General features: G+C 71.1%; 21 protein-coding genes and 1 riboswitch. Of the genes, 16 read left to right on the top strand and 5 right to left on the bottom strand.

All coding sequences use genetic code 11. The features are described 5' to 3' along the window. Window positions 1-70: 70 nt before the first annotated feature. From ACQEWB_RS08025 to ACQEWB_RS07995, 7 genes are all read left to right on the top strand, one after another. Window positions 71-1513 carry a GuaB1 family IMP dehydrogenase-related protein gene (locus ACQEWB_RS08025; RefSeq protein ID WP_432843694.1) on the top strand — a complete coding sequence of 481 codons (1443 nt, stop codon included), beginning with the start codon at window positions 71-73 and terminating at the stop codon, window positions 1511-1513. A gap of 362 nt (window positions 1514-1875) precedes the next feature. Beyond that, a complete protein-coding gene (locus tag ACQEWB_RS08020; protein ID WP_432828515.1) occupies window positions 1876-3342 on the top strand; it encodes an amino acid permease in 1467 nt (488 codons plus the stop codon). A 10-nt stretch (window positions 3343-3352) separates the two neighbouring features. Beyond that, a complete protein-coding gene (locus ACQEWB_RS08015) occupies window positions 3353-3805 on the top strand; it encodes an Lrp/AsnC family transcriptional regulator (RefSeq protein ID WP_432828513.1) in 453 nt (150 codons plus the stop codon). A gap of 40 nt (window positions 3806-3845) precedes the next feature. Continuing rightward, window positions 3846-4280, top strand: a complete 435-nt coding sequence (locus tag ACQEWB_RS08010) for a VOC family protein (RefSeq protein ID WP_432828511.1) — start codon at window positions 3846-3848, stop codon at window positions 4278-4280. Between the two features lie 114 nt (window positions 4281-4394). Continuing rightward, complete coding sequence (locus ACQEWB_RS08005) at window positions 4395-5537, top strand: MFS transporter (RefSeq protein WP_432843692.1); 1143 nt, start codon at window positions 4395-4397, stop codon at window positions 5535-5537. A 165-nt stretch (window positions 5538-5702) separates the two neighbouring features. Beyond that, on the top strand, window positions 5703-6491 hold the full coding sequence (locus tag ACQEWB_RS08000; RefSeq protein WP_432828509.1) for a carbon-nitrogen hydrolase family protein: 789 nt from the start codon (window positions 5703-5705) through the stop codon (window positions 6489-6491). Window positions 6492-6532: 41 nt separating this feature from the next. Further along, window positions 6533-8236 carry a flavin monoamine oxidase family protein gene (locus tag ACQEWB_RS07995; RefSeq protein WP_432828507.1) on the top strand — a complete coding sequence of 568 codons (1704 nt, stop codon included), beginning with the start codon at window positions 6533-6535 and terminating at the stop codon, window positions 8234-8236. Between the two features lie 6 nt (window positions 8237-8242). Here ACQEWB_RS07995 and ACQEWB_RS07990 read toward each other — a convergent pair whose 3' ends face one another. After that, complete coding sequence (locus ACQEWB_RS07990; protein WP_432828505.1) at window positions 8243-8929, bottom strand: DUF5995 family protein; 687 nt, start codon at window positions 8927-8929, stop codon at window positions 8243-8245. A 174-nt stretch (window positions 8930-9103) separates the two neighbouring features. Here ACQEWB_RS07990 and ACQEWB_RS07985 point away from each other — a divergent pair, with 174 nt between their 5' ends. Then, window positions 9104-10213: a glycoside hydrolase family 6 protein gene (locus ACQEWB_RS07985; RefSeq protein ID WP_432843690.1), complete on the top strand. Its 1110-nt coding sequence runs from the start codon at window positions 9104-9106 to the stop codon at window positions 10211-10213. Here the strand turns inward: ACQEWB_RS07985 and ACQEWB_RS07980 are convergent. Then, window positions 10192-11571, bottom strand: a complete 1380-nt coding sequence (locus ACQEWB_RS07980; protein ID WP_432843688.1) for a uracil-xanthine permease family protein — start codon at window positions 11569-11571, stop codon at window positions 10192-10194. The genes ACQEWB_RS07985 and ACQEWB_RS07980 overlap by 22 nt on opposite strands. Before the next feature lie 167 nt (window positions 11572-11738). Between ACQEWB_RS07980 and ACQEWB_RS07975 the strand changes: the two genes are divergently transcribed. Continuing rightward, the gene (locus ACQEWB_RS07975; RefSeq protein ID WP_432828503.1) at window positions 11739-13001 is read left to right on the top strand and encodes an alginate lyase family protein; all 1263 of its coding nucleotides are present in this window, start codon (window positions 11739-11741) and stop codon (window positions 12999-13001) included. 25 nt (window positions 13002-13026) lie between these two features. Here the strand turns inward: ACQEWB_RS07975 and ACQEWB_RS07970 are convergent, their stop codons facing one another. Next, window positions 13027-14238 (bottom strand): MFS transporter, encoded by a 1212-nt coding sequence (locus tag ACQEWB_RS07970; protein ID WP_432828501.1) that lies wholly within the window; start codon window positions 14236-14238, stop codon window positions 13027-13029. A gap of 180 nt (window positions 14239-14418) precedes the next feature. Between ACQEWB_RS07970 and ACQEWB_RS07965 the strand changes: the two genes are divergently transcribed. Continuing rightward, window positions 14419-15798 carry an ROK family transcriptional regulator gene (locus tag ACQEWB_RS07965; protein ID WP_432828499.1) on the top strand — a complete coding sequence of 460 codons (1380 nt, stop codon included), beginning with the start codon at window positions 14419-14421 and terminating at the stop codon, window positions 15796-15798. A gap of 38 nt (window positions 15799-15836) precedes the next feature. Here ACQEWB_RS07965 and ACQEWB_RS07960 read toward each other — a convergent pair whose 3' ends face one another. Together ACQEWB_RS07960 and ACQEWB_RS07955 are read right to left on the bottom strand one after the other, a co-directional pair. Next, on the bottom strand, window positions 15837-16577 hold the full coding sequence (locus ACQEWB_RS07960; protein ID WP_432828497.1) for an SDR family oxidoreductase: 741 nt from the start codon (window positions 16575-16577) through the stop codon (window positions 15837-15839). Between the two features lie 91 nt (window positions 16578-16668). Then, window positions 16669-17556, bottom strand: coding sequence for an RNA polymerase sigma-70 factor (locus tag ACQEWB_RS07955; RefSeq protein WP_432828495.1), 888 nt, complete (start codon window positions 17554-17556; stop codon window positions 16669-16671). Between the two features lie 231 nt (window positions 17557-17787). Further along, a riboswitch (FMN riboswitch) is annotated at window positions 17788-17918 on the top strand. 147 nt (window positions 17919-18065) lie between these two features. Between ACQEWB_RS07955 and ACQEWB_RS07950 the strand changes: the two genes are divergently transcribed. Genes ACQEWB_RS07950 through hisG form a run of 6 tightly spaced genes read left to right on the top strand, consistent with a single transcriptional unit; the run spans window position 18066 to window position 22328 of the window. After that, window positions 18066-18671, top strand: coding sequence for a riboflavin synthase (locus ACQEWB_RS07950; protein WP_432828493.1), 606 nt, complete (start codon window positions 18066-18068; stop codon window positions 18669-18671). Beyond that, a complete protein-coding gene (gene pnuC, locus ACQEWB_RS07945; RefSeq protein WP_432828491.1) occupies window positions 18668-19309 on the top strand; it encodes a nicotinamide riboside transporter PnuC in 642 nt (213 codons plus the stop codon). Before ACQEWB_RS07950 ends, pnuC begins: the two co-directional genes overlap by 4 nt. Continuing rightward, complete coding sequence (locus tag ACQEWB_RS07940; RefSeq protein WP_432828489.1) at window positions 19306-20595, top strand: bifunctional 3,4-dihydroxy-2-butanone-4-phosphate synthase/GTP cyclohydrolase II; 1290 nt, start codon at window positions 19306-19308, stop codon at window positions 20593-20595. The genes pnuC and ACQEWB_RS07940 overlap by 4 nt, the downstream gene beginning before the upstream one ends. 49 nt (window positions 20596-20644) lie before the next feature. Continuing rightward, on the top strand, window positions 20645-21130 hold the full coding sequence (gene ribH / locus ACQEWB_RS07935; RefSeq protein ID WP_020128903.1) for a 6,7-dimethyl-8-ribityllumazine synthase: 486 nt from the start codon (window positions 20645-20647) through the stop codon (window positions 21128-21130). 33 nt (window positions 21131-21163) lie between these two features. Next, the gene (locus ACQEWB_RS07930; RefSeq protein ID WP_020117406.1) at window positions 21164-21436 is read left to right on the top strand and encodes a phosphoribosyl-ATP diphosphatase; all 273 of its coding nucleotides are present in this window, start codon (window positions 21164-21166) and stop codon (window positions 21434-21436) included. 43 nt (window positions 21437-21479) lie between these two features. Next, the gene (gene hisG, locus ACQEWB_RS07925; protein WP_432828486.1) at window positions 21480-22328 is read left to right on the top strand and encodes an ATP phosphoribosyltransferase; all 849 of its coding nucleotides are present in this window, start codon (window positions 21480-21482) and stop codon (window positions 22326-22328) included. Window positions 22329-22333: the final 5 nt, after the last annotated feature.

Genomic DNA, 22333 nt, shown 5'->3' with positions numbered 1-22333 from the left:
TGAAGTACGTGCTCTTCCCCCTGGCTGACCTGTCCGGGGGCCACCTCTGATCGACTGGGATGTGCAGCACGTGCGTTTCCTCAACGACATCCAGCCCGCGTACGACCTGACGTACGACGACGTCTTCATGGTCCCGAGCCGCAGTGCGGTCGGCTCGCGGCAGGGTGTGGACCTCAGCTCCCCGGACGGCACGGGCACCACGATCCCGCTGGTCGTCGCCAACATGACCGCCATCGCCGGCCGCCGGATGGCCGAGACGATGGCCCGGCGCGGCGGGCTCGTGGTCATCCCGCAGGACATCCCGATCGAGGTCGTCACCGACGTCGTCACCTGGGTGAAGAGCCGGCACCACGTCCTGGACACCCCGATCGTCCTCAGCCCGCACCAGACCGTCGCCGACGCCCTGGCCCTGCTGCCGAAGCGCGCGCACAACGCCGGTGTGGTCGTCGACGAGGACGGGCGTCCGGTCGGTGTCGTCACCGACCAGGACCTGAGCGGCGTCGACCGGTTCACGCAGCTCGAGGTCGTCATGTCCCGTGACCTGCTGCTGCTCGACGCGGACATCGACCCGCGCGAGGCCTTCAACCGGCTCGACGCGGCCAACCGGCGATACGCCCCCGCCGTCGACGCCGAGGGTCGCCTCGCCGGCATCCTCACCCGCAAGGGCGCCCTGCGCGCCACCCTGTACACGCCGGCCGTCGACGCGAACGGCAAGCTGCGGATCGCCGCGGCCGTCGGTATCAACGGCGATGTCGCGGGCAAGGCCAAGCAGCTGCTCGACGCGGGCGTCGACACGCTCGTCATCGACACGGCGCACGGGCACCAGGAGTCGATGATCAGCGCGATCAAGGTGGTGCGGGCGCTCGATCCGCAGGTGCCGATCGCGGCTGGAAACATCGTCGCCGCCGAGGGTGTGCGGGACCTCATCGAGGCCGGCGCGGACATCATCAAGGTCGGTGTGGGACCGGGCGCGATGTGCACGACCCGGATGATGACCGGTGTCGGGCGGCCGCAGTTCTCCGCCGTCCTGGAGTGCGCGGCCGAGGCGAAGAAGTACGGCAAGCACGTGTGGGCCGACGGTGGTGTGCGGCACCCGCGTGACGTGGCGATGGCGCTGGCCGCCGGTGCGTCGAACGTGATGATCGGGTCGTGGTTCGCGGGGACCTACGAGTCTCCCGGCGACCTGCAGCAGGACGCCAACGGGCGCCTCTACAAGGAGTCGTTCGGCATGGCGTCCGCGCGTGCCGTGCGCAACCGCACCTCGGACGAGTCGTCGTACGACCGGGCCCGCAAGGCGCTGTTCGAGGAGGGCATCTCGACGTCCCGCATGTTCCTCGACCCGACCCGCCCGGGCGTCGAGGACCTGATCGACTCGATCATCGCGGGCGTCCGCTCCTCCTGCACGTATGCCGGCGCGGGTTCCCTGGAGGAGTTCGCCGAGAAGGCGGTCGTGGGCATTCAGAGCGCGGCGGGCTATGCGGAGGGCCAGCCGCTGCACGCCAGCTGGAGCTGACCGACTCCCTTGCGCGAGGCCCCCGTTGTTCCGCCGGCCGGAAGAACAGGGGGCCGTGCGCTGTGTGGGCGATTACGGTGTCCTGCACGACTGGGTGGACGCCTGCACGTTTCTCGTCAAGGACCTGTACTGAGCCCTGCCCGACGTCCGTCGACACCGGCGCAACGAACACCCACCCCACCCCGATGAACGCAACGATCTTGCGGATATGCGCAAGGTTGCTGCATTTCGGGTGCGAAGGTCCGGGCCGTAGGGTCATGCGCTGTACGTGGCGTGGCAGGGACCCCGCTCGGTGGGTTCCTGTTCTTGCAGGGGTGCCGCCGGTTCCGCCCGCCTGACCGTCATGACGAAGGAGTCAGCGCGTGCTGGACCAAGGCGCACCCCCGCAGAGCCGGACCTCCGCAGCCTCGCCGTCCCTGGGGCCGATAGCGAGTCTCACGCGGCGCAAGCCCGTGGAACGCCTGGTCGCGGAGGGTGGACAGGGGGAGGGAGGCAGTCTCCGGCGGTCGCTCGGGCTGTGGCAGCTCACCATGATCAGCATCGGTGCCACGCTCGGTACGGGCATCTTCGTGGTGCTGGGAGAGGCCGTCCCCAAGGCCGGTCCGGCCGTCACCCTCTCCTTCGTGATCGCCGGGCTCACCGCCCTCTTCTCGGCCCTGTCCTACGCCGAGCTGGCCGGCACCATCCCGGTCGCCGGCTCCTCCTACTCGTACGCATACGCAACCATGGGCGAGCTGGTCGCCTGGATCTGCGGCTGGTGTCTGGTCCTGGAGTACGGCGTGTCAGTCGCCGCCGTCGCGGTGGGCTGGGGCGAGTACCTCAACGAGCTGCTCGACGGGACGATCGGCGTGACCATCCCGGATGCGCTGTCCGCCCCGCCCGGCGACGGCGGTCTTTTCAACCTGCCCGCGCTGATCGTCGTACTCCTCGCGATGGCCTTCCTGCTGGGCGGCGCCCGTGAGTCGGCGCGCGCCAACACCGTCATGGTGTGCGTGAAGATCGCCGCGCTGGTGCTGTTCTGCGCCATCGGCATCCAGGGCTTCCGGTCCGGGAACTACGAGCACTTCATGCCGCTCGGCATGGCGGGCGTGAGCGCCGCCGGTGCCACGCTCTTCTTCTCCTACATCGGCTTCGACGCCGCCTCCACCGCCGGCGAGGAGGCCAGGAACGCCCAGCGCGACCTGCCCCGCGCCATCATGCTGTCGCTGGTCATCGTCACCGCGCTGTACGTGCTGGTCGCCGCCGTCGCCGTGGGCGCCAAGCCCTGGCAGCGGTTCAACGACTCAGAGGCCGCGCTCGCCCAGATCATGCGGGACGTCACCGGGCAGGGCTTCTGGGGCACGCTGCTCGCCGCGTGCGCCGTCATCGCCATCGCGAGTGTCGTGCTGACCGTGCTCTACGGCCAGACCCGCATCCTCTTCGCCATGTCCCGCGACGGACTCGTGCCCAAGGTGTTCGCCAGGGTCCACCCGAAGACCGGCACGCCCCGCGCCAACACCGTGATCGTCTCCCTTTTCTGCGGTGTCCTCGCCGCCGCGATCCCGCTCGGCCAGCTCGCCGACGCCACCAGCATCGGCACCCTCTTCGCCTTCGCGCTGGTCAACATCGCCGTGGTCGTACTGCGCCGGACCCGCCCGGAGATGCCCCGCACCTTCCGCGTCCCGCTGTCGCCGGTGCTGCCCGCACTGGGTCTCGGCTTCTGCGTCTGGATGATCGGCAGTCTGTCGGCCGTCACCTGGGTGGTCTTCGGTGTCTGGATGGCCGCCGGGCTCGTGTTCTACTTCGGGTACGGCCATCGCCGATCCCGACTCGCAACACCTGAAAGCTGATCGAACCACCGTGCTGAACGATCTCGACGAACGCATCGTGCACGCCCTCGCCGAGGACGCCCGCCGCTCCTACGCGGACATCGGGCAGATCGTGGGCCTCTCCGCCCCTGCCGTGAAGCGGCGGGTGGACCGGCTGCGCGCCACCGGCGCCATCACCGGGTTCACCGTACGGGTGGACCCGTCGGCCCTCGGCTGGGAGACCGAGGGGTTCGTCGAGATCTACTGCCGGCACAACACCTCGCCGGAGACCATCCGGCGGGGCCTGGAGCGGTACCAGGAGGTCGTCGCCGCGTCGACCGTCACCGGCGACGCGGACGCGATCGTGCAGGTCTTCGCCTCCGACATGCGGCACTTCGAGCGGGTCCTGGAGCGGATCGCCGGCGAACCCTTCGTGGAGCGCACCAAGTCGGTGCTGGTGCTGTCGCCGCTGCTCAGACGGTTCTCCTCGGGGTCCCCGGCCTGATCCGGCCGGACTGTCAGTGGCGGCCGCTACGGTCTTTCGCATGGCAGCCCGCATCGACCTGACCTTCGACTGCGCCGACGCGCAGCTCCTCGCCGCGTTCTGGAAGACGGCCCTCGGGTACGTCGACGAGCCCCCGCCCCCGCCCTTCGCCACCCGGGAGGAGTGGCTCGCCCAGTTCGACCTCCCGGAGGACGAGTCCGAGGACGACGGCGCGTGGCTGTGCGACCCGGAGGGCGTCGGACCGCGCCTGTCCATCCTCAAGGTCCCCGAGCCGAAGACCGCCAAGAACCGGCTGCACATCGACATCCGGGTGCCGGGGCACGGCGCTGCCGACGAGCGGTGGGCGCGGATCAGAGCGGAGGCCGAGCGGCTGGTCGGGGCGGGCGGCAAGGTCGTCGAGGAGTTCGACGGCCACCACGTGACGATGGCCGACCCGGAGGGCAACGAGTTCTGTGTGGGCGCCGGGCCCGCCTGAGCGCGATCCCGCCCGAGCGTCGCGAAAACCCGGTGGGCGGCCGGGCGTTCGCCGTCTAGCATCGATGGCATGACCTGGCGACATTGACCCACGACCGGCTCCGGGACCCGTCGACTGAGCGCCTCGCTGTACGCGTACGCGTTCCTCGACGACTTCGTCCTGCTCTACCCGGTGTACGCGCTGCTGTTCAGCGACACCGGACTGTCCGTCTGGCAGATCTCCTCCCTCTTCGCCCTCTGGTCGATCACGGGCGTCGTCCTTGAGGTGCCCTCCGGAGCCTGGGCCGACGCCGTCTCCCGACGGCTGCTGCTGTGGCTCGGCCCGCTGCTGACCGCGGTGGGCTTCGCGCTCTGGGTGCTCGTCCCGTCGTACTGGGCCTTCGCCGCCGGCTTCGTGCTGTGGGGCACGCGGGGAGCGCTGGGGTCCGGTGCCCTGGAGGCACTCGTCTACGAGGAGCTGGAGCGGCTCGGCGCCGCCGACCGGTACGCCCATGTCATGGGCCGGTCCCATGCGGCGGGGCTGGTCGCGGTGATGGCGGCGATGGGGCTCGCCGGGCCCGTGTTCGCGTGGGGCGGCTTCCCGGCCGTGGGCGCGGCGAGCGTGCTGGCGTGTCTGGCGAGCGCGGCGGTGGCGACCCGCTTTCCGGAGCACCGGGCTCCGAAGGAGGGCGGGGGTGAGGGCTGGGCCGTGACCCTGAAGGCGGGGCTCGCGGAGGTCCGGCGCGAGCGCTCGCTGCGCGGGGCGATCCTGCTGGTCCCGGCCGCGAGCGCCGTATGGGGAGCGCTGGACGAGTACACGCCGCTGCTGGTGCGGGACACCGGAGTGTCCGAGGCCCGCGTCCCCTACCTGCTCCTGCTGATCTGGGCCGGGGCCACGGCCGGCAGCCTGCTCGCCGGACGCTGCGAACGGCTCGGGCGGAGGGGGCTCGCGTGGCTGCTGGGCGGAGCGGCTGTGGCGCTGGCGGCGGGCGCCCTGGCCGGGACGCCCCTCGCCCTCGGCCTCGTCGGGCTCGCGTTCGGCGGCTTCCAGCTGGCGACCGTACTGGCCGACGTACGACTTCAGCAGCGCATCGAGGACACCGGCCGGGCCACCCTCACCTCGGTCGCGGGCCTCGGCACGGAGCTCGCGACGGTCGCCGTGTACGCCGGGTACGCGGCGATCGAGGCGGGGGCCGGCCACGGCACCGCGTTCGCGCTGTTCGCGGCGCCGTACCTGCTGACGGCGCTGCTGCTCGCCGCTCGGAGATCGCCGGGCTGATGCACCGGGCGGTCGCGCCCGGCGCGCAACGAATCGCCGCCGGACCGGTGTCGTACGCAACGAACAGCTCGGCGACGCGCAACGGCTCCTTCTTGCTGGTCGGAGCCCGGCGGCCGTACCGTCTAAATGTCCCCAGAACCCACTCCGTACCGGTGAGGAACACGCATGCGCACCGCCCTGCTCCAGAGCTCCGGCCGACCCGGCTCCGTCGCCGAGAACCTCAGGGTCCTCGACGCGGCCGCGGGCCGGGCCGCCGCCGCGGGGGCCGGGCTGCTGGCCGCGCCGGAGATGTTCCTGACCGGGTACGCGATCGGCGACGACATCGGCCGCCTCGCCGAGCCCGCCGACGGCGAGTCCGCGGACGCGATCGCCGACCTCGCCGGACGGCACGGGCTCGCGATCGCCTACGGATATCCGGAGCGCGAGGGCGGGACCGTCTTCAACTCCGCCCAGCTGATCTCCGCCGCGGGCGACCGCCTCGCCAACTACCGCAAGACCCACCTCTTCGGCTGCTTCGAGCACGACCACTTCACGCCGGGCGAACAGCCGGTCGTCCAGGCCGAGTTGGACGGAGTGACGGTCGGGCTGATGATCTGCTACGACGTCGAGTTCCCGGAGAACGTCCGCGCCCACGCCTTGGCCGGCACCGACCTGCTCGTGGTGCCGACGGCGCAGATGCACCCGTTCCAGTTCGTCGCGGAGTCCCTGGTCCCGGTGCGGGCCTGGGAGAACCAGATGTACGTCGCCTACGTCAACCGGGTCGGCCAGGAAGGGGAGTTCGACTTCGTCGGCCTCTCCACGCTGGCCGGGCCCGACGGCGTCGCCCGCACCCGGGCCGGCCGCGGCGAGGAACTGCTCCTCGCAGACGTGGACCCCGCCTTCCTCACCGCGTCCCGCGAGGCCAACCCGTACCTGAAGGACCGCCGCCCCGGTCTGTACGGGTCCCTGGTCTGATCCACCCCCAACACCCTGTTTGCGCAAGGAGTCCGTACCCCATGACGTCCACGGTGCCCAACGCCGTCGAGCACACCGACGAGCAGCAGCTGCCGCCGATCACCATGTTCGGCCCGGACTTCCCCTACGCCTACGACGACTTCCTCGCCCACCCGGCGGGCCTGGGCCAGATACCGGCGACCGAGCACGGCACCGAGGTCGCGGTCATCGGCGGTGGCCTCTCCGGCATCGTCGCCGCGTACGAGCTGATGAAGATGGGCCTCAAGCCGGTCGTGTACGAGGCGGACCGGATCGGTGGGCGGCTGCGGACCGTCGACTTCGACGGTCCGGGCACCGATGGCCTGACCGCCGAGATGGGCGCGATGCGCTTCCCGCCCTCCTCGACCGCCCTCCAGCACTACATCGACCTGGTGGGCCTCGAGACCCGGCCGTTCCCCAACCCCCTTGCGGAGGCGACCCCTTCGACCGTCGTCGACCTCAAGGGCGAGTCGCACTACGCCGAGACGATCGACGACCTGCCGCAGGTCTACCGGGACGTCGCCGAGGCCTGGAACCGGTGCCTCGAAGAGGGCGCCGACTTCTCCGACATGAACCGCGCCCTGCGCGAGCGCGACGTGCCGCGCATCCGGGAGATCTGGGCACGGCTGGTCGAGAAGCTCGACAACCAGACCTTCTACGGCTTCCTCTGCGACTCCGAGGCCTTCAAGTCCTTCCGCCAGCGCGAGATCTTCGGCCAGGTCGGCTTCGGCACGGGCGGCTGGGACACGGACTTCCCCAACTCCATCCTGGAAATCCTGCGGGTCGTCTACACCGAGGCCGACGACCACCACCGCGGCATCGTGGGCGGCTCCCAGCAGCTGCCGCTCAGGCTCTGGGAGCGCGAGCCGGAGAAGATCGTCCATTGGGCGTACGGGACCTCGCTGGCGGAGCTGCACGAGAACCGTGAACCCCGCCCGGCCGTCACCCGCCTGCACCGCACCGCCGGCAACCGGATCACCGTGACCGACGCGAACGGCGACATCCGTACCTACCAGGCGGCCGTCTTCACCGCCCAGTCCTGGATGCTCCTTTCGAAGATCGCCGTCGACGACTCGCTCTTCCCGATCGACCACTGGACGGCGATCGAGCGCACCCACTACATGGAGTCCTCGAAGCTGTTCGTGCCCGTCGACCGGCCCTTCTGGCTGGACAAGGACGAGGAGACCGGGCGGGACGTCATGTCGATGACGCTCACCGACCGTATGACGCGCGGGACTTACCTCCTGGACGACGGTCCGGACAAGCCGGCCGTCATCTGTCTCTCGTACACCTGGTGCGACGACAGCCTGAAGTGGCTGCCGCTGTCCGCCAACGAGCGGATGGAGGTCATGCTGAAGTCGCTCGGCGAGATCTATCCGAAGGTCGACATCAGGAAGCACGTCATCGGCAACCCGGTGACGGTCTCCTGGGAGAACGAGCCCTACTTCATGGGTGCGTTCAAGGCCAACCTGCCCGGCCACTACCGCTACCAGCGGCGCCTGTTCACCCACTTCATGCAGGACCGGCTGCCCGAGGACAAGCGGGGCGTCTTCCTCGCCGGTGACGACATCTCCTGGACGGCCGGCTGGGCCGAGGGCGCGATCCAGACCGCCCTCAACGCGGTCTGGGGCGTCATGCACCAGTTCGGCGGCGCGACGGACGCGACCAACCCGGGGCCGGGCGACCTGTACGACGAGATCGCGCCGGTGGAACTCCCCGAGGACTGACCCGGACTAGTCCGGCAGCGGGGTGAGCAGCATGCGGCCCGCGAACCCCACCGCCGTGTCCAGCCGCTGGGTGAACTCGGCGGCCACGTCGGGCAGCCCGCGCAGCGCCCACAGCGCGCGGGCCGCGGTCCAGGTGGCGTCCCGGGCGCGGTCCAGGCTCCAGGAACCGAGCAGGTGGGTGAGCGGGTCGGCGATCTGGAGGAGGTCGGGGCCCGGCATCAGATCCTCGCGGATGCGCTCCTCCAGCGAGACGAGGAGGTCGCCCACGCGGTCGAACTCGTCCTCCAGTTCGGCCGGTTCGCAGTCCAAGGTACGACAGGCGTCCACGACGGCGAGCGCCAGGTCGTGGCCGATGTGCGCATTGATGCCCGCGAGCGCGAACTGCAGCGGACGTACACCGGGATGGCGGCGGAACTGGAACAGCGGGCGCCAGCAGGCCGGCGGGCGGTGCTCGTCGGCCGCCGCCTCGACGGCCGCGAGATAGCGCTCCGCGAACCGCACGTCCAGCGTGATCGCGGCCCGCCGGTCGGGGAACCCACCGGTGTCGATGCGCCGGTCGACGGCCTCGGTGACGGCGAGGTAGACGCGGTTGAAGACCGCGATCCCGTCCCGCCCCGGCAGGGCCGAGTCCAGGGCGCGCATACGGGAGACGACCGCGTCTACGGATGTGGTGAACTGTTCCAATTGCGGCATGGGGGAAGGGTCCCAGTCCTACGCTGACGGAAGTGCCGGCGGGCCCGACGCTTCCCCAGAACGGGGGAACGCACCCGTCGTGGGGCAGGGGGGAGCTGGACGGTGTCGGGCTTACGTGCGCAGCGTCTGGCCGCCCGTAGGGCCGAGCGTCGGCGTGCCGCGCGGCGCAGCGCGATGGTGGCCGCCGCCTCCGTGGTGGTCGCCGTGGGTACGGCCACCGGCATGATGACCGCTCTCGCGGACGGGCACGGCGCCGACGAGGCGAGGCCCGGGGTGACCAGCTCGCCGCGGCTGGAGCAGTTGCCGGTGCTCCCATCGGCGTCGGCCACCAACTCCCTTTCGCCGAAGCCGAGTTACTCGAAGAGGCCGAGCCTCTCGCCCACGCGGACGGAGAAGAAACCGGAGCCGACCCCCGCGTCCGCCCGCCTCTACCTCCACCCCGACTCCCAGGTCCTCGACTGGGTCCGCGCCCACCCGGGCGATCCGCGCACGCCGGTCATCGAGTCCCGGATCGCCGACCAGCCGGCCGCGGTGTGGTTCGCCGACTTCACCCCGTCGACCATCGCCTCCCGGGTCCGTGCCGTCACCTCGGGCGCGGCGGCGCAGGGCCGGGTGCCGGTGCTGGTGGCGTACGCGATACCCGACCGCGACTGCGGCGGGGCGTCCCAGGGCGGGGCGCCGGACCTCGACGCGTACGACGACTGGATCGACGGCTTCGCGGCCGGGCTGGGCTCCGGCGAGGTCGTGGTCGTCCTGGAGCCCGACTCCGTCGCCCAGTCCGACTGCCTGCCCGGCGATCAACGCGCCGACCGCTTCGCCTCGTTGGCCCGCGCGGGCCGCGTCCTCAAGGCGGCCGACCCCGAGGCGCGGGTGTACTACGACGCCGGCCACTCCAGCTGGAACACGCCCGCGAAACAGGCGTCCCTGCTGAAACAGGCGGGCGCCGCCTCGGCCGCCTCCTCCGACGGGATCTTCTCCAACGTCTCCAACTTCCATACGACGTCCGACGAGATCACTTACGACCGTGAGGTCCTCGCGGCTCTCGGCGGTCCCGCGGGCCTGGGTGCCGTCATCGACACCAGCCGCAACGGCAACGGCGCCCCGGCCGACGGCCAGTGGTGCGACCCGGCCGGCCGCAGGATCGGGCGGGCGCCGACGCTGAGCACGGGCGAGGCACGCATCGACGCCTACCTGTGGGTGAAGCTGCCGGGGGAGTCGGACGGGTGCAAGGGGGCGGCGGGGACGTTCAGTCCGTCGTACGCCTACGCCTTGGCGTCGTCGTAGGAGGAGGTCCCCTCGTCCAGCAGCGGTTCCCGCGTCTTCAGGTGGGCCGGGGCGAGGACGCGCAGGGCGTGGTAGCCGGTGATGACGACCAGGGTGCCGAGGGCGATGCCGCTGAGGGAGAAGTTGTCGGTGAACTTCATCGTCACGCCGCCGACGCCGATGATGATGCCCGCGGCGGCCGGGACCAGGTTCAGCGGATTGCGCAGGTCCACCCGGGCGTTGGTCCAGATCTGCGCGCCGAGCAGGCCGATCATGCCGTACAGGATGACGGTGATGCCGCCGAGGACGCCGCCCGGGATCGCGGCCACGATCGCGCCGAACTTGGGGCAGAGGCCGAAGAGGAGGGCGAAGCCGGCGGCGGCCCAGTAGGCGGCGGTGGAGTAGACGCGGGTCGCGGCCATCACGCCGATGTTCTCGGAGTACGTGGTGTTGGGCGGGCCGCCCACCGCGGTGGAGAGCATCGAGCCGATGCCGTCGGCAGAGATCGCCGTGCCGAGCTTGTCGTCGATCGGGTCGCCGGTCATCTCGCCGACCGCCTTGACGTGTCCGGCGTTCTCGGCGACCAGGGCGATCACGACCGGGAGCGCGACCAGGATCGCCGACCACTGGAAGGTCGGGCCGTGGAAGGACGGCAGGCCGATCCAGTCCGCCTTGCCGACTCCGGAGAGGTCGAGCCGCCAGTGGTCGGTGACCTTGCCGCTCGCGTCGGCCGAGTGGATGCGGCCGAAGAGCCGGTCGAAGGCCCAGGAGACGCCGTAACCGAAGACCAGGCCCAGGAAGATCGCGACGCGTGACCAGAAGCCGCGCATACCGACGACGGCCAGCCCGGTGAACAGCATGACCAGCAGGGCCGTCCACTGGTCCTGCGGCCAGTAGGTCGAGGCGGTCACGGGTGCCAGGTTGAAGCCGATCAGCATCACGACCGCGCCGGTGACGATCGGCGGCATCGCGGCATGGATGATCCGCGCCCCGAAGCGCTGCACGGCGAGACCGACCAGGAAGAGCGCGAAGCCCACGACCAGGACCGCGCCAGTGACGGTGGCGCTGGTGCCGCCCTGCGCCCGGATCACGGCCGCCACGCCCACGAAGGAGAGGGAACAGCCCAGGTAGCTCGGCACCCGGCCGCGCGTGGCCAGCAGGAAGATCACGGTCGCGACGCCCGACATCATGATCGCGAGGTTGGGGTCGAGGCCCATCAGCACCGGGGCCACGAAGGACGCGCCGAACATGGCCACCACGTGCTGGGCGCCGAGGCCCACCGTGCGGGGCCAGGAGAGCCGTTCGTCGGGGCGTACCACCGCTCCGGGCGCGGGGGTTCGCCCGTCGCCGTGCAGCTTCCAGCGGACGCCGAGATCCATGGTGGGGTCGCTTTCTCTGTGCATGAGGTTTCTCTGTACGTGAAGTCTGTCCGGACCATTGTCACGGCTACCTGGCGCCTCTACGCTCGCACGGTCCTACTCATGAACTGCGTTCACATTTCTGACCAATCGTTTCTGGTTGCTCGTTCGATGGATCGGAGTGCTCGATGAGTGGAAGATCCCGTGCGGCCGTCCTGCTCGCCGCGGTGGTGACGATCGGAGCCGCCCTCGTCCCCTCCGCGCACGCGTCGCCGCCCAGGGCCCCGGACACGGCTGTCCTCGACGGCGGCCGCCTGCAGCAGACGAAGGCCCGCCTCGACCGTGGTGATCCCCAACTGCGCAAGTCGCTACGGGACTTGACATCCCGCGCCGACAACTGGCTGAACCAGGGCCCCTGGACGGTCACCGACAAGCCGAAACCCGCACCCGGCGGGGACGTTCACGACTACCTCAGCCAGGCCCCCTACTGGTGGCCCACCACGACCCCGACCGCCGACAACCCCTGGGGCTGCCCGTACGTCCAGCGCGACGGACAGCGCAACCCCGAGGTCGACTCCGGCACCGACCGCCAGGACGTCGAGCACGTCTTCGACTCGACCTACGACCTCTCCCTGGCCTGGTACTACACGGGCAAGAGGGTGTACGCCGAGAAGGCCGCCCAGGTCCTGCGCACCTGGTTCCTCGCCCCGGCCACCCGGATGAACCCGAACCTCAACCACGCCCAATTCATCCCGTGCAAGTACGACGGCCGCTCGATCGGCATCATCGACTTCTCGCAGTCCTACACGAGCGTGCTCGACGCCCAGGCGATCCTCGCCGCCGGGGCCCCGGGCTGGAGCGCCAAGGACCGCACCGCGATGGGCAAGTGGAACGCCGACTTCCTCGGCTGGCTGAAGAACAGCGACTTCGGAAAGGAGGAGGGCGCGGCGGCCAACAACCACGGCACCTTCTACGACATGCAGCTTGCCGCCCTCGCCTACGCGACCGGCGACCGGGCGCTGGCCCGGCGGACGGTCCTCGACGCCCGTACCAAGCGCATCGATCCGCAGATCGCGGCCGACGGCGGCCAGCCGCAGGAGCTGGCCCGCACCCGCAGCTGGCACTACTCGACCTTCGACCTGGTCGCCTACACCAGGCTCGCGGCGATCGGCCGGCACGTCGGCGTGAACCTCTGGGCCTATCAAGGGCCGGACGGGCAGGGGCTGTCGAAGGCCGTGGACTTCCTGCTGCCCGCCGCGACCGGGGCCGCCGCCTGGTCGTATCCGGAGCTGGAGTTCCACCGGTTCGCGGCGAGCGACGTCGTGCACGCGGCGGCCGACGCGGGCGACAGCGCGGCGCGGCAGGCCGTGGCGAAGCTGGAGGCGCCGCCCGGCGGTGACCTGTGGGCGCTGCGCCCGGCGGCCGAGCAACTGGACTCGATCGCGGGCTGACCGGGCGCTGCCCGGCCCTCGGGCCTCAGGGCCGCGGGTCGGGAACCGCCGCGCTCGGCGGGCTGACCGTCTTCCGGTTGCGCTCGCCGGTGCGCAGGACCCCGGCGAAGACGCCGAGCCCGCAGGCCAGCACGGTCACCAGCACGAACGACACCACCAGGCTCGTCGCCTGCGCCACCCCGCCGATCAGACTGGGCGCGATCAGGCCCGAGGTGTACGTGATGGTCGCGACGCCCGCGATGGCCTGGCTGGGGTTGGGGCCGCTGTGTCCGGCGGCGGCGAAGCACAGCGGCACGACGACGGCGATGCCCAGGCCGAGGAGGGCGAACCCGGCCATCGCCACGGCCGGATGGCCGGCCAGGACGATCAGCACTCCGCCGAGGACGGCGAAGCCGCCGCCGATCCGGACCGTGCGGACCGCGCCGAAGCGGTTGACGACCGCGTCGCCGACCAGCCGGGCCACCGCCATGGTCAGCATGAATCCGGTCGTGCACGCGGCGGCCAGGCCCGCCGAGGTGTCCAGCTGGTCGCGCAGATAGACCGCCGACCAGTCGAGGCTCGCGCCCTCCGCGAACACCGCGCAGAAGCCGACGGCGCCGATCAGCAGCGCGGACTTCGGTGGCAGCGCGAACCTCGGCGGCGGCTCCTCGTCCTCGGCCGGCTGTAGGTCGAGCACCCAGGTGCAGGCCACGAGGCCGAGCACGGTGAGGACCGCGGACGCGAGCGCGAAGTGCTCGCGCGCGTCCGCGCCGAGGTGCGCGGCGAGCGTGCCGCCCGCCGAGCCGATCAGGGCGCCCGCGCTCCACATGCCGTGCAGCCCGGACATGATCGACTTGTCGAGCAGCCGCTCCACCTCGACGCCCAGCGCGTTCATGGCGACGTCCGCCATGCCGGCGCTCGCGCCGTACGCGAACATCGCCAGGCACAGGGTGAGCATGTTCGGCGCGAGCGCCGGCAGCACCAGGGCCAGCGTCCACAGTGCGATCAGCCCGCGCAGGGCTGTACGGCTGCCGAAGCGATGGCTGATACGGCCGGCCAGCGGCATCGAGCAGGAGGCACCGAAGGCCGTGAAGGCGAGCGAGAATCCCAGCTGGCCGGCGCTGAGCCCGGCATGCTCCTGGATCCACGGCACGCGGGTCGCGAACGAACCGGTGACGGCGCCGTGCACGGCGAACACGGCGGCCACGGCGTACCGGGCCCGCCTCACCTCGCGCAGGTCGTAGACCACGTGGCTCATTCTCCGGCCCCTCCCGATTCTCCTCGGCCCTCACTGGCGTCCCGAAAACTATCAGGAACCCTGCCTGATAGATAGTGGAATACTGGCCGCAGGGGTCCCGGGTGCCCGCCGGCCCGGACCGCAGCGCCGGGCCGACACATGGGTTCCGGTACCGCTTCGCCGATCTGGAAGGATCCCGGCATGCCCGCATCCCCCAGTACCGCCCGGGCCATCAACGACCGGCTCGCCCTGCAACTGCTTCAGCAGGAGGGCCCGTTGACGGCGGGTCAGCTCAAGCAGCTGACCGGACTGTCCCGGCCGACCGTCGCCGACCTGGTCGAGCGGCTCACCGTGTCCGGACTGGTCACCGTGGTGGGTGAGGCGGGGGAGCAGCGGCGCGGGCCGAACGCGAAGCTCTACGGGATCGTCGCCGACCGGGCGCATCTCGCCGCCCTCGACGTCCGTACCGAGGGCGTGTCCGTGGTGGTGACCGACCTGGTGGGGCGCGTGCTCGCCGAGGCCTCCGCGCCGATCGGGGGCGACGCGGGGACGGGACCGGCGGTGGAGCAGGCGGTCGCGCTGGTGGAGCGGGTGGTCAAGGAGGCGGGCGCGGACCGTCTGCACACCGTCGGCATCGGCGCGCCCGGCCTGATCGACCCCGCCAGTGGCGAACTCCGAGACTCCTCCGGCCTCCCCGAATGGCACCGCCGCCTGGTCGCGGCGCTGCAGGAACGGCTCCCCGAGGCCCGGGTGAGCGTCGAGAACGAGACCAACCTCGCGGCGCTGGCCGAACAGCGCGAGGGGGTCGCCCGGGACCGCGACACCTTCGTCCTGCTGTGGCTGAGCCACGGCACGGGCGCGGCGGTCGTCCTGGAGGGGGCGCTGCGCCGCGGGGTGTCCGGAGGCATGGGGGAGATCGGCTTCCTGCCGGTGCCGGGGACGACGGGACTGCCTTCGGCGACCGACTGCGAGGGGGGCTTTCATTCGCTGGCGGGGGCGACGGCGATCGTGGGGCTGGCGGGGGAGTACGGGGTGATGGTGGAGGGGGCGGGAGCGGATCCGGTGGCGGCCGGGGTGGTACGGGAGGCTGTCGAGATGGTTTCGGGGGTGGCGTGGGAGGCCGGGACCGCGGAGGAAGCGAGAGCCGTGGGCGCCGGTCGCGGCGACGAGACGGCGGCCGACGCGGTGAGAGTGGGGACCGGTCGTGCCCACGAGAACTCGGTCGCCGGGTCGGCGGGTCCCGCCGGAGATCGTGCTTCCGCCGGCGAGGTCGCGGCTTCCGCCGCCGGGGCTGCCGCTGCCGACCGTTTTCTCGACGCCCTCGCCGAACGTCTCGCCGTCGGTGTCGCCTCCGTCGTGGCGATTCTCGACCCGGGGTGTGTCGTGCTCGGCGGGGAGATCGGGCAGGCCGGCGGCGAGCAGCTCGCCGCTCGGGTGGAGGCGCGGGTGCGGCGGATGTCACCGCTGGTCACCGAGGTGCGGCCGACTGTCCTGGGCGGCGATGCCGTACTGAGAGGCGCGCTGCTCACCGCGCGGGACCGGGCTCAGGACGAGTTGTTCGGGGCGCAGCCCGAGCGGTGACGCGAGTGCGCGGCGCTTCGCGGGGCACACGCCCGCGGTCAGCTCTTCCGTCCCGCCAGACAGTCCTCGAACGTCCCCTTCCCCACCGCCCGTTCCGGCACGAGGTGTCCGCCCTCGCGGAAGGCCCGGTACGCCCTGCCCCACAGCGGCACGTTCACCACGGGCCGCCGTCGGCCCGTCGACTTCAGGTACGCCCGCGCGAAGGACTCGAACGTCCGCGTCTCCGGCCCGCCCATGTCCTCGACCCGCCCCGCGGGCGCCGCCGCGGCCAGTTCGGCCAGCCGCTCCGCCACCTCCGCGACCTCGATCGGCTGGTCTCGCACCCCGGCCGGGAGGAGGACCACCGGCAGCTTGGCCAGCGCGCGGAACAGCCTCACCAGCAGGTCGTGGAACTGCGTGGTCCGCAGCACTGTCCAGCCCAGCCCGGACTCCTCGATCATCTGCTCGACGGCCAGCTTGGCCCGGTAGTACGGGAACGGCACCCGGTCGACCCCGACGATGGAGATGTAGACGAGGTGCCGTACACCCGCCCGCCGCGCCGCCGCGACCAGGTTCTCCGCGGCCTTCCGGTCACCGCCGGTCTGGTTGGTCGCGCAGTGCACGACCGTCTCCACGCCGTCGACCGCCGCGTCCAGCCCGGCACCGCCTTTCCGCAGGTCGACGGCGTAGGGCTGGGCATGCCGACTGAGCACCCGCACCTCGTGCCCGGCCGCCCGCAGCCGCTCGGTGACGAGCCGGCCGAGGGTTCCGGTTCCGCCGGTCACCAGGATCGTGGTCATGCCGTTCAGTCCCTTCGGGCACTGGGCGCTCCCGGACGGAACACCCTGCGACAGCTGAGACCACGCAGCCCCGGCAGAACGTGACAGGTCGCTAGCGACGTGCGAGTTGACGTCGTACGAAATCGAGCTTGTCAGGGTTCAGCACGATCCGCACATGCGTGATCAGCCCGTCTCGCACCTCGAACGCGACCGTGCCGGCGAGCGTGTCGCCCGCCCACGCGACCAGCCCGGGCTCGCCGTTGATCTCGGCCGGCGTGAAGGTGAGACCCGCCGCGAACCGCTCCGCGCCGCCCTGTGCCAGGCGCCCCACCTTGTCGCGCCCGTGGACCGCCCGCCGGGCCGCGCTGACCTTGCCGCCACCGTCGCTGGTCCACGTCACGTCTGCCGCGAGGACCTTCTCCAGGCCGGCCAGATCACCGTCCCGGGCCGCCGTGAGGAACGACGCGACGAGCTCCTCCTGCCGCTCGGGCGCCGGCTCGAACCGCGGCCGCTCCTCACCCACCCGCCGTACCGCCCGCCGGTACAGCTGGCGGCAGTTGGCCTCGGTGAGGTCGAGTGCGGCGGCGATCTCCCGGTGCCCGTATCCGAACCCCTCCCGCAGCACGTACACCGCGCGCTCGGTCGGTGTGAGCCGCTCCAGCAGGACCAGCATCGCCATCGACACGGCGTCGCGCTGCTCGGCCGACTCCAGCGGGCCGAGTGTGCCGTCGGAGGTGACGACGGGCTCCGGCAGCCACTCCCCGACGTACCGCTCGCGCCTGGCCCGTGCCGAGGTCAGCCGGCTGAGGCACAGGTTGGTGACGACCTTGGCCAGCCAGGCCGCCGGATGCTCGATGCGTGCGCGGTCGGCCGCGCTGAAGCGGAGATACGCGTCCTGCACCGCGTCCTCGGCCTCGTCCGCCGAACCCAGCAGGCGGTAGGCGAGCCCGAACAGCCGGGGCCGGTGCGGTTCGAAATCGTCGGCGATCGCGCTGCTCATGGCATCCACACTGCCAGCAGTGCGCGGCCACGGCCGAGTTGGGGGCCCGGCGGCGGGCAAGGGCCGTCGTCACCGCCACCGGGCCGGTCTGAGGGAGTCGAAAGGACTAGACCAAAGCCTCCATCAGGGCGGCCGAGTTGAGAAGTACAGAGACAGCTCCTGTGAGCCACCCCACAGCGTTCGCCCGTATGGACCCCGATCAGGCGTGGCACACTGGCTCTGTACCAGAAGCAGCGCACTCCGGGGTCGGTGAAAGTCCGAACCGGCGGTTACAGTCCGCGACCCGACCGCTTCCAGCGGCCGGTTGACCAGGTGAAATTCCTGGACCGACGGTTAAAGTCCGGATGGGAGGCAGTGCGCGGCGGGCGGGCATTCGTGCGCGTCGCCGTATCCGCTTCGTCCTACGGGACGAATCTGTCCGGCGCCGTCCCCGGTGTCCCTGCTCGTACGTTCTGTCGTCATCGACAGCCCCGGAGTCCGTGCCCCTATGCGGCAGGAGGACCCGGGAAGTGTTCACCGGAATCGTCGAAGAGCTGGGCGAGATCACCGACGTCGAGAACCTCGGTGACTCCTGTCGCTTCCGAGTGCGCGGCCCCGTGGTCACCGAGGGCGCGAAGCACGGGGACTCCATCGCGGTCAACGGCGTCTGCCTGACCGTCGTGGAGCACGAGGCCGACGAGTTCACCGCCGACGTCATGGCCGAGACCCTCGACCGCTCCAGCCTCGGCGCCATCGCCGTCGGCTCCCGCGTCAACCTGGAGCGGCCCACCGCCGTCGGCGCCCGCCTGGGCGGCCACATCGTGCAGGGCCACGTCGACGGCACCGGCCAGGTCCTGGAGCGCAAGCCCTCCGAGAACTGGGAGATCATCAGGATCTCGCTGCCCGCGGACCTCGCCCGCTATGTCGTCGAGAAGGGCTCCATCACCGTCGACGGCATCAGCCTCACGGTCGTGGACGCCGGCCCCGACCACTTCACCGTCAGCCTCATCCCCACGACGCTCGCCCTGACCACCCTGGGCATCAAGCAGCCCGGCGACCCGGTCAACCTCGAGGTCGACGTCGTCGCCAAGTACGTCGAGCGCCTGCTCGCGGCCGGTCAGGGGGCCGGGAAGTGAACTCCCTGAACACCGAGGCCTTCGTCCTGTTCGGCCAGCACATCCTCTGGTCGGACATGATCGGCAACATCCTCGGCCTGATCGCCCTGGCCCTCGGCTGGCGGCGCAACCTGTGGAGCTGGCCGGTGCAGTTCGCCTCCGGCCTCATCCTCTTCGGCGCCTTCTACGGCCACCTCACCGGCAGCGCGGGCAAGCAGGCGGTCGTCATGGCCGTCGCCCTGTACGGCTGGTGGCAGTGGAACCGCAACAAGGGCCAGGACGGCGAAGGCCACATCGCGCCCCGTTTCGCCACGTGGCGCGAGCGTGGCGCCATGGTCGCCGCCGCGGCCGTCGGCACGGTCGCGGTCGCCCTGCTCTTCAAGGCCTACCCGTCCCTGTCCTGGGACCCCTGGCCGGACGCCTACATCTTCGTCGGCACCATCGTCGCCATGTACGCCCAGGCCCGCGGCATGACCGAGTTCTGGATCGCCTGGCTCCTGGTCGACCTGGTCGGCGTCCCCCTCAACTTCGCGAACGGCTACGCCTTCTCCGGCTTCGTCTACGTCATATACGGCGCACTCGTCCTGTGGGGCATGCGCGACTGGTGGCTGCGCTCCCGAGACGGCGCGCGGCCCGTCCTGGAAGGAGCGCCAGCATGACCACGGCACCCATTCTCTACAGCACCGACGGCATCGAGGACTGGTCCCTCGACCCGATCGAGCAGGCCATCGCCGACATCGCGGCCGGCCGCCCGATCGTGGTCGTCGACGACGAGGACCGCGAGAACGAGGGCGACCTCGTGGTGGCCGCCGAGAAGGTCACCCCCGAGATCGTCGCCTTCATGATGAGCGAGTGCCGCGGCCTGATCTGCGCCCCCATGGAGGGCGAGGAGCTGGACCGGCTGAAGCTCCCGCAGATGGTCGACGACAACACCGAGTCGATGAAGACCGCGTTCACCGTCTCCGTGGACGCCTCGGGCGCCCACGGCGTGACCACCGGGATCTCGGCCGCCGACCGCGCGACCACGCTGCGGCTGCTGGCCGGCGGCGACGCCGGGCCGTCCGACTTCGTCCGCCCCGGCCACATCTTCCCGCTCCGCGCCCGGCCCGGCGGCGTCCTGACCCGCAACGGCCACACCGAGGCCGCCGTCGACCTCGCCCGCCTCGCGGGCCTGCGCCCGGCCGGCGCGATCGTCGAGATCGCCGGCGAGGACGGCCGCATGCTGCGCCTGCCCGAGCTGATCCCGTTCGCCCGCAAGCACGGCCTGACGATCATCTCCATCGAGGACCTGATCGCCTACCGCCAGACCGCCGAGCCCACGGTCCGCCGCGAGGCCGAGACCCGACTGCCCACCGCCCACGGCGAGTTCAAGGCCTACGGCTACCGCTCCACCGTCGACGGCGTCGAGCACGTCGCCCTCGTGCACGGCGAGATCGGCGACGGCGAGAACGTCCTGGTCCGCGTCCACTCCGAGTGCCTCACCGGCGACATCTTCGCCTCCCTGCGCTGCGACTGCGGCCCCCAGCTGGAGGCCTCCCTGGAGCGCATCCAGGCCGAGGGCAGGGGAGTGGTCGTCTACCTCCGCGGCCACGAGGGGCGCGGCATCGGCCTGCTGTCCAAGCTGCGCGCGTACGAGCTCCAGGAGCGCGGCCGCGACACCCTCGACGCCAACCTGGAACTCGGCCTGCCCGCCGACGCCCGGGACTACGGCGCCGGCGCGCAGATCCTGGAGGACCTCGGCGTCCGCAGCGTCCGCCTGATGACCAACAACCCCGACAAGACCGACGCCCTGCTGCGGCACGGCCTCAAGGTCTCCGGCCGGGAGCCGATGCCCGTACAGGCGGGCGAGCACAACCTCCGCTACCTGCGCACCAAGCGGGACCGGATGGGCCACGACCTGCCCTGGCTGGACGCCAACCCGGTGTCCACCTGCAGCAACCAGTAACCGCGTAACCGTAAAACTGCGAAACCGTACTTCGAGGAGACAAGAGAACGTGAGCGGCAAGGGCGCACCGGAACTGTCCGTACGCAACGTCGGAGACCTGCGGGTCGCCGTCATCGCGGCGCAGTGGCACGAAAAGGTGATGGACGGCCTGGTGGACGGCGCCCTGCGCGCCCTGCACGACCTCGGCATCGACGAGCCGACCCTGCTCCGGGTCCCCGGCAGCTGGGAGCTCCCGGTCGTCGCCAAGGTCCTCGCGGGCCGCGGCTACGACGCGATCGTGGCCCTGGGCGTCGTCATCCGCGGCGGCACCCCGCACTTCGAGTACGTGTGCCAGGGCGTGACCCAGGGCCTCACCCAGGTGTCGGTCGAGACCGGCGTCCCCGTCGGCATGGGCGTGCTGACCTGCGACACCGAGGAGCAGGCCCTGGACCGGGCCGGCCTCGAGGGCTCCAACGAGGACAAGGGACACGAGGCGGTGACGGCCGCGGTGGCGACGGCGGCCACGCTCCGCTCAGTATCTGAACCGTGGCGCTGAGGAAACCCGCATTGAAGTAATCTGGCGCTCACCATGTCGAACAAGACTTTCGAGGAGCTCTTCACCGAGCTCCAGCACAAGGCCGCCAACGGCGATCCCGCCACCTCCCGCACCGCGGAGCTGGTCGGCAAGGGTGTCCACGCCATCGGCAAGAAGGTCGTCGAAGAGGCCGCAGAGGTCTGGATGGCCGCCGAGTACGAGGGCAAGGAAGCGGCCGCCGAGGAGATCTCGCAGCTGCTGTACCACGTCCAGGTGATGATGGTCGCCCGCGGAATCTCGCTGGACGACGTGTACGCCCACCTGTAAACAAGTCGCCGTAAAACCCCTCAGAGCAAAGGAAGCCGACCTCATGCTGCGCATCGCCGTCCCCAACAAGGGTTCCCTGTCAGGCCCTGCGGCGGAGATGCTGCATGAGGCCGGCTACCAGCAGCGCCGGGAGTCCAAGGAACTGCGGATCGTCGACCCGGTCAACGAGGTGGAGTTCTTCTACCTCCGCCCCCGCGACATCGCGATCTACGTCTCCTCCGGCCGCCTCGACATCGGCATCACCGGCCGCGACCTCCTTATCGACTCCGGCGCCAACGCCGAGGAGATCCTGCCGCTCGGCTTCGCCCGCTCCACCTTCCGCTTCGCCGCCAAGCCCGGCACCGCGAACGGCATCGAGGACCTCGCGGACAAGACGGTCGCCACCTCCTACGAGGGAATCGTCGCCAAGCACCTGGCCGACAGCGGCATCGACGCCTCCGTCGTGCACCTCGACGGCGCCGTCGAGACCGCCATCGAGCTCGGGGTCGCCGAGGTCATCGCGGACGTCGTCGAGACCGGCACCAGCCTGCGCAACGCGGGCCTGGAGGTCTTCGGCGAGCCCATCATGAAGTCCGAGGCCATCGTCATCCGGCGCACCGGCGCCGACGCCGAGGAGCCCAAGGTGCAGCAGTTCCTGCGCCGGCTCCAGGGCGTCCTGGTGGCGCGGACCTACGTGATGATGGACTACGACTGCCGCGTCGAGCAGCTGGAGAAGGCCGTCGCGCTGACCCCGGGCCTGGAGTCGCCGACCGTCTCCCCACTGCACAACGAGGGCTGGGTCGCCGTACGCGCCATGGTCCCCGCCAAGGAAGCCCAGCGGATCATGGACGACCTGTACGACATCGGCGCCCGGGCCATCCTGACCACGGCCATCCACGCCTGCCGTCTCTGAGGGAC

The sequence above is a fragment of the Streptomyces sp. CA-249302 genome (assembly GCF_050936785.1).
Classification (GTDB): domain Bacteria; phylum Actinomycetota; class Actinomycetes; order Streptomycetales; family Streptomycetaceae; genus Streptomyces.
The sequence above is the reverse complement of the archived record's forward strand: the minus strand, read 5'-3'. Positions and strand labels throughout refer to the sequence as shown.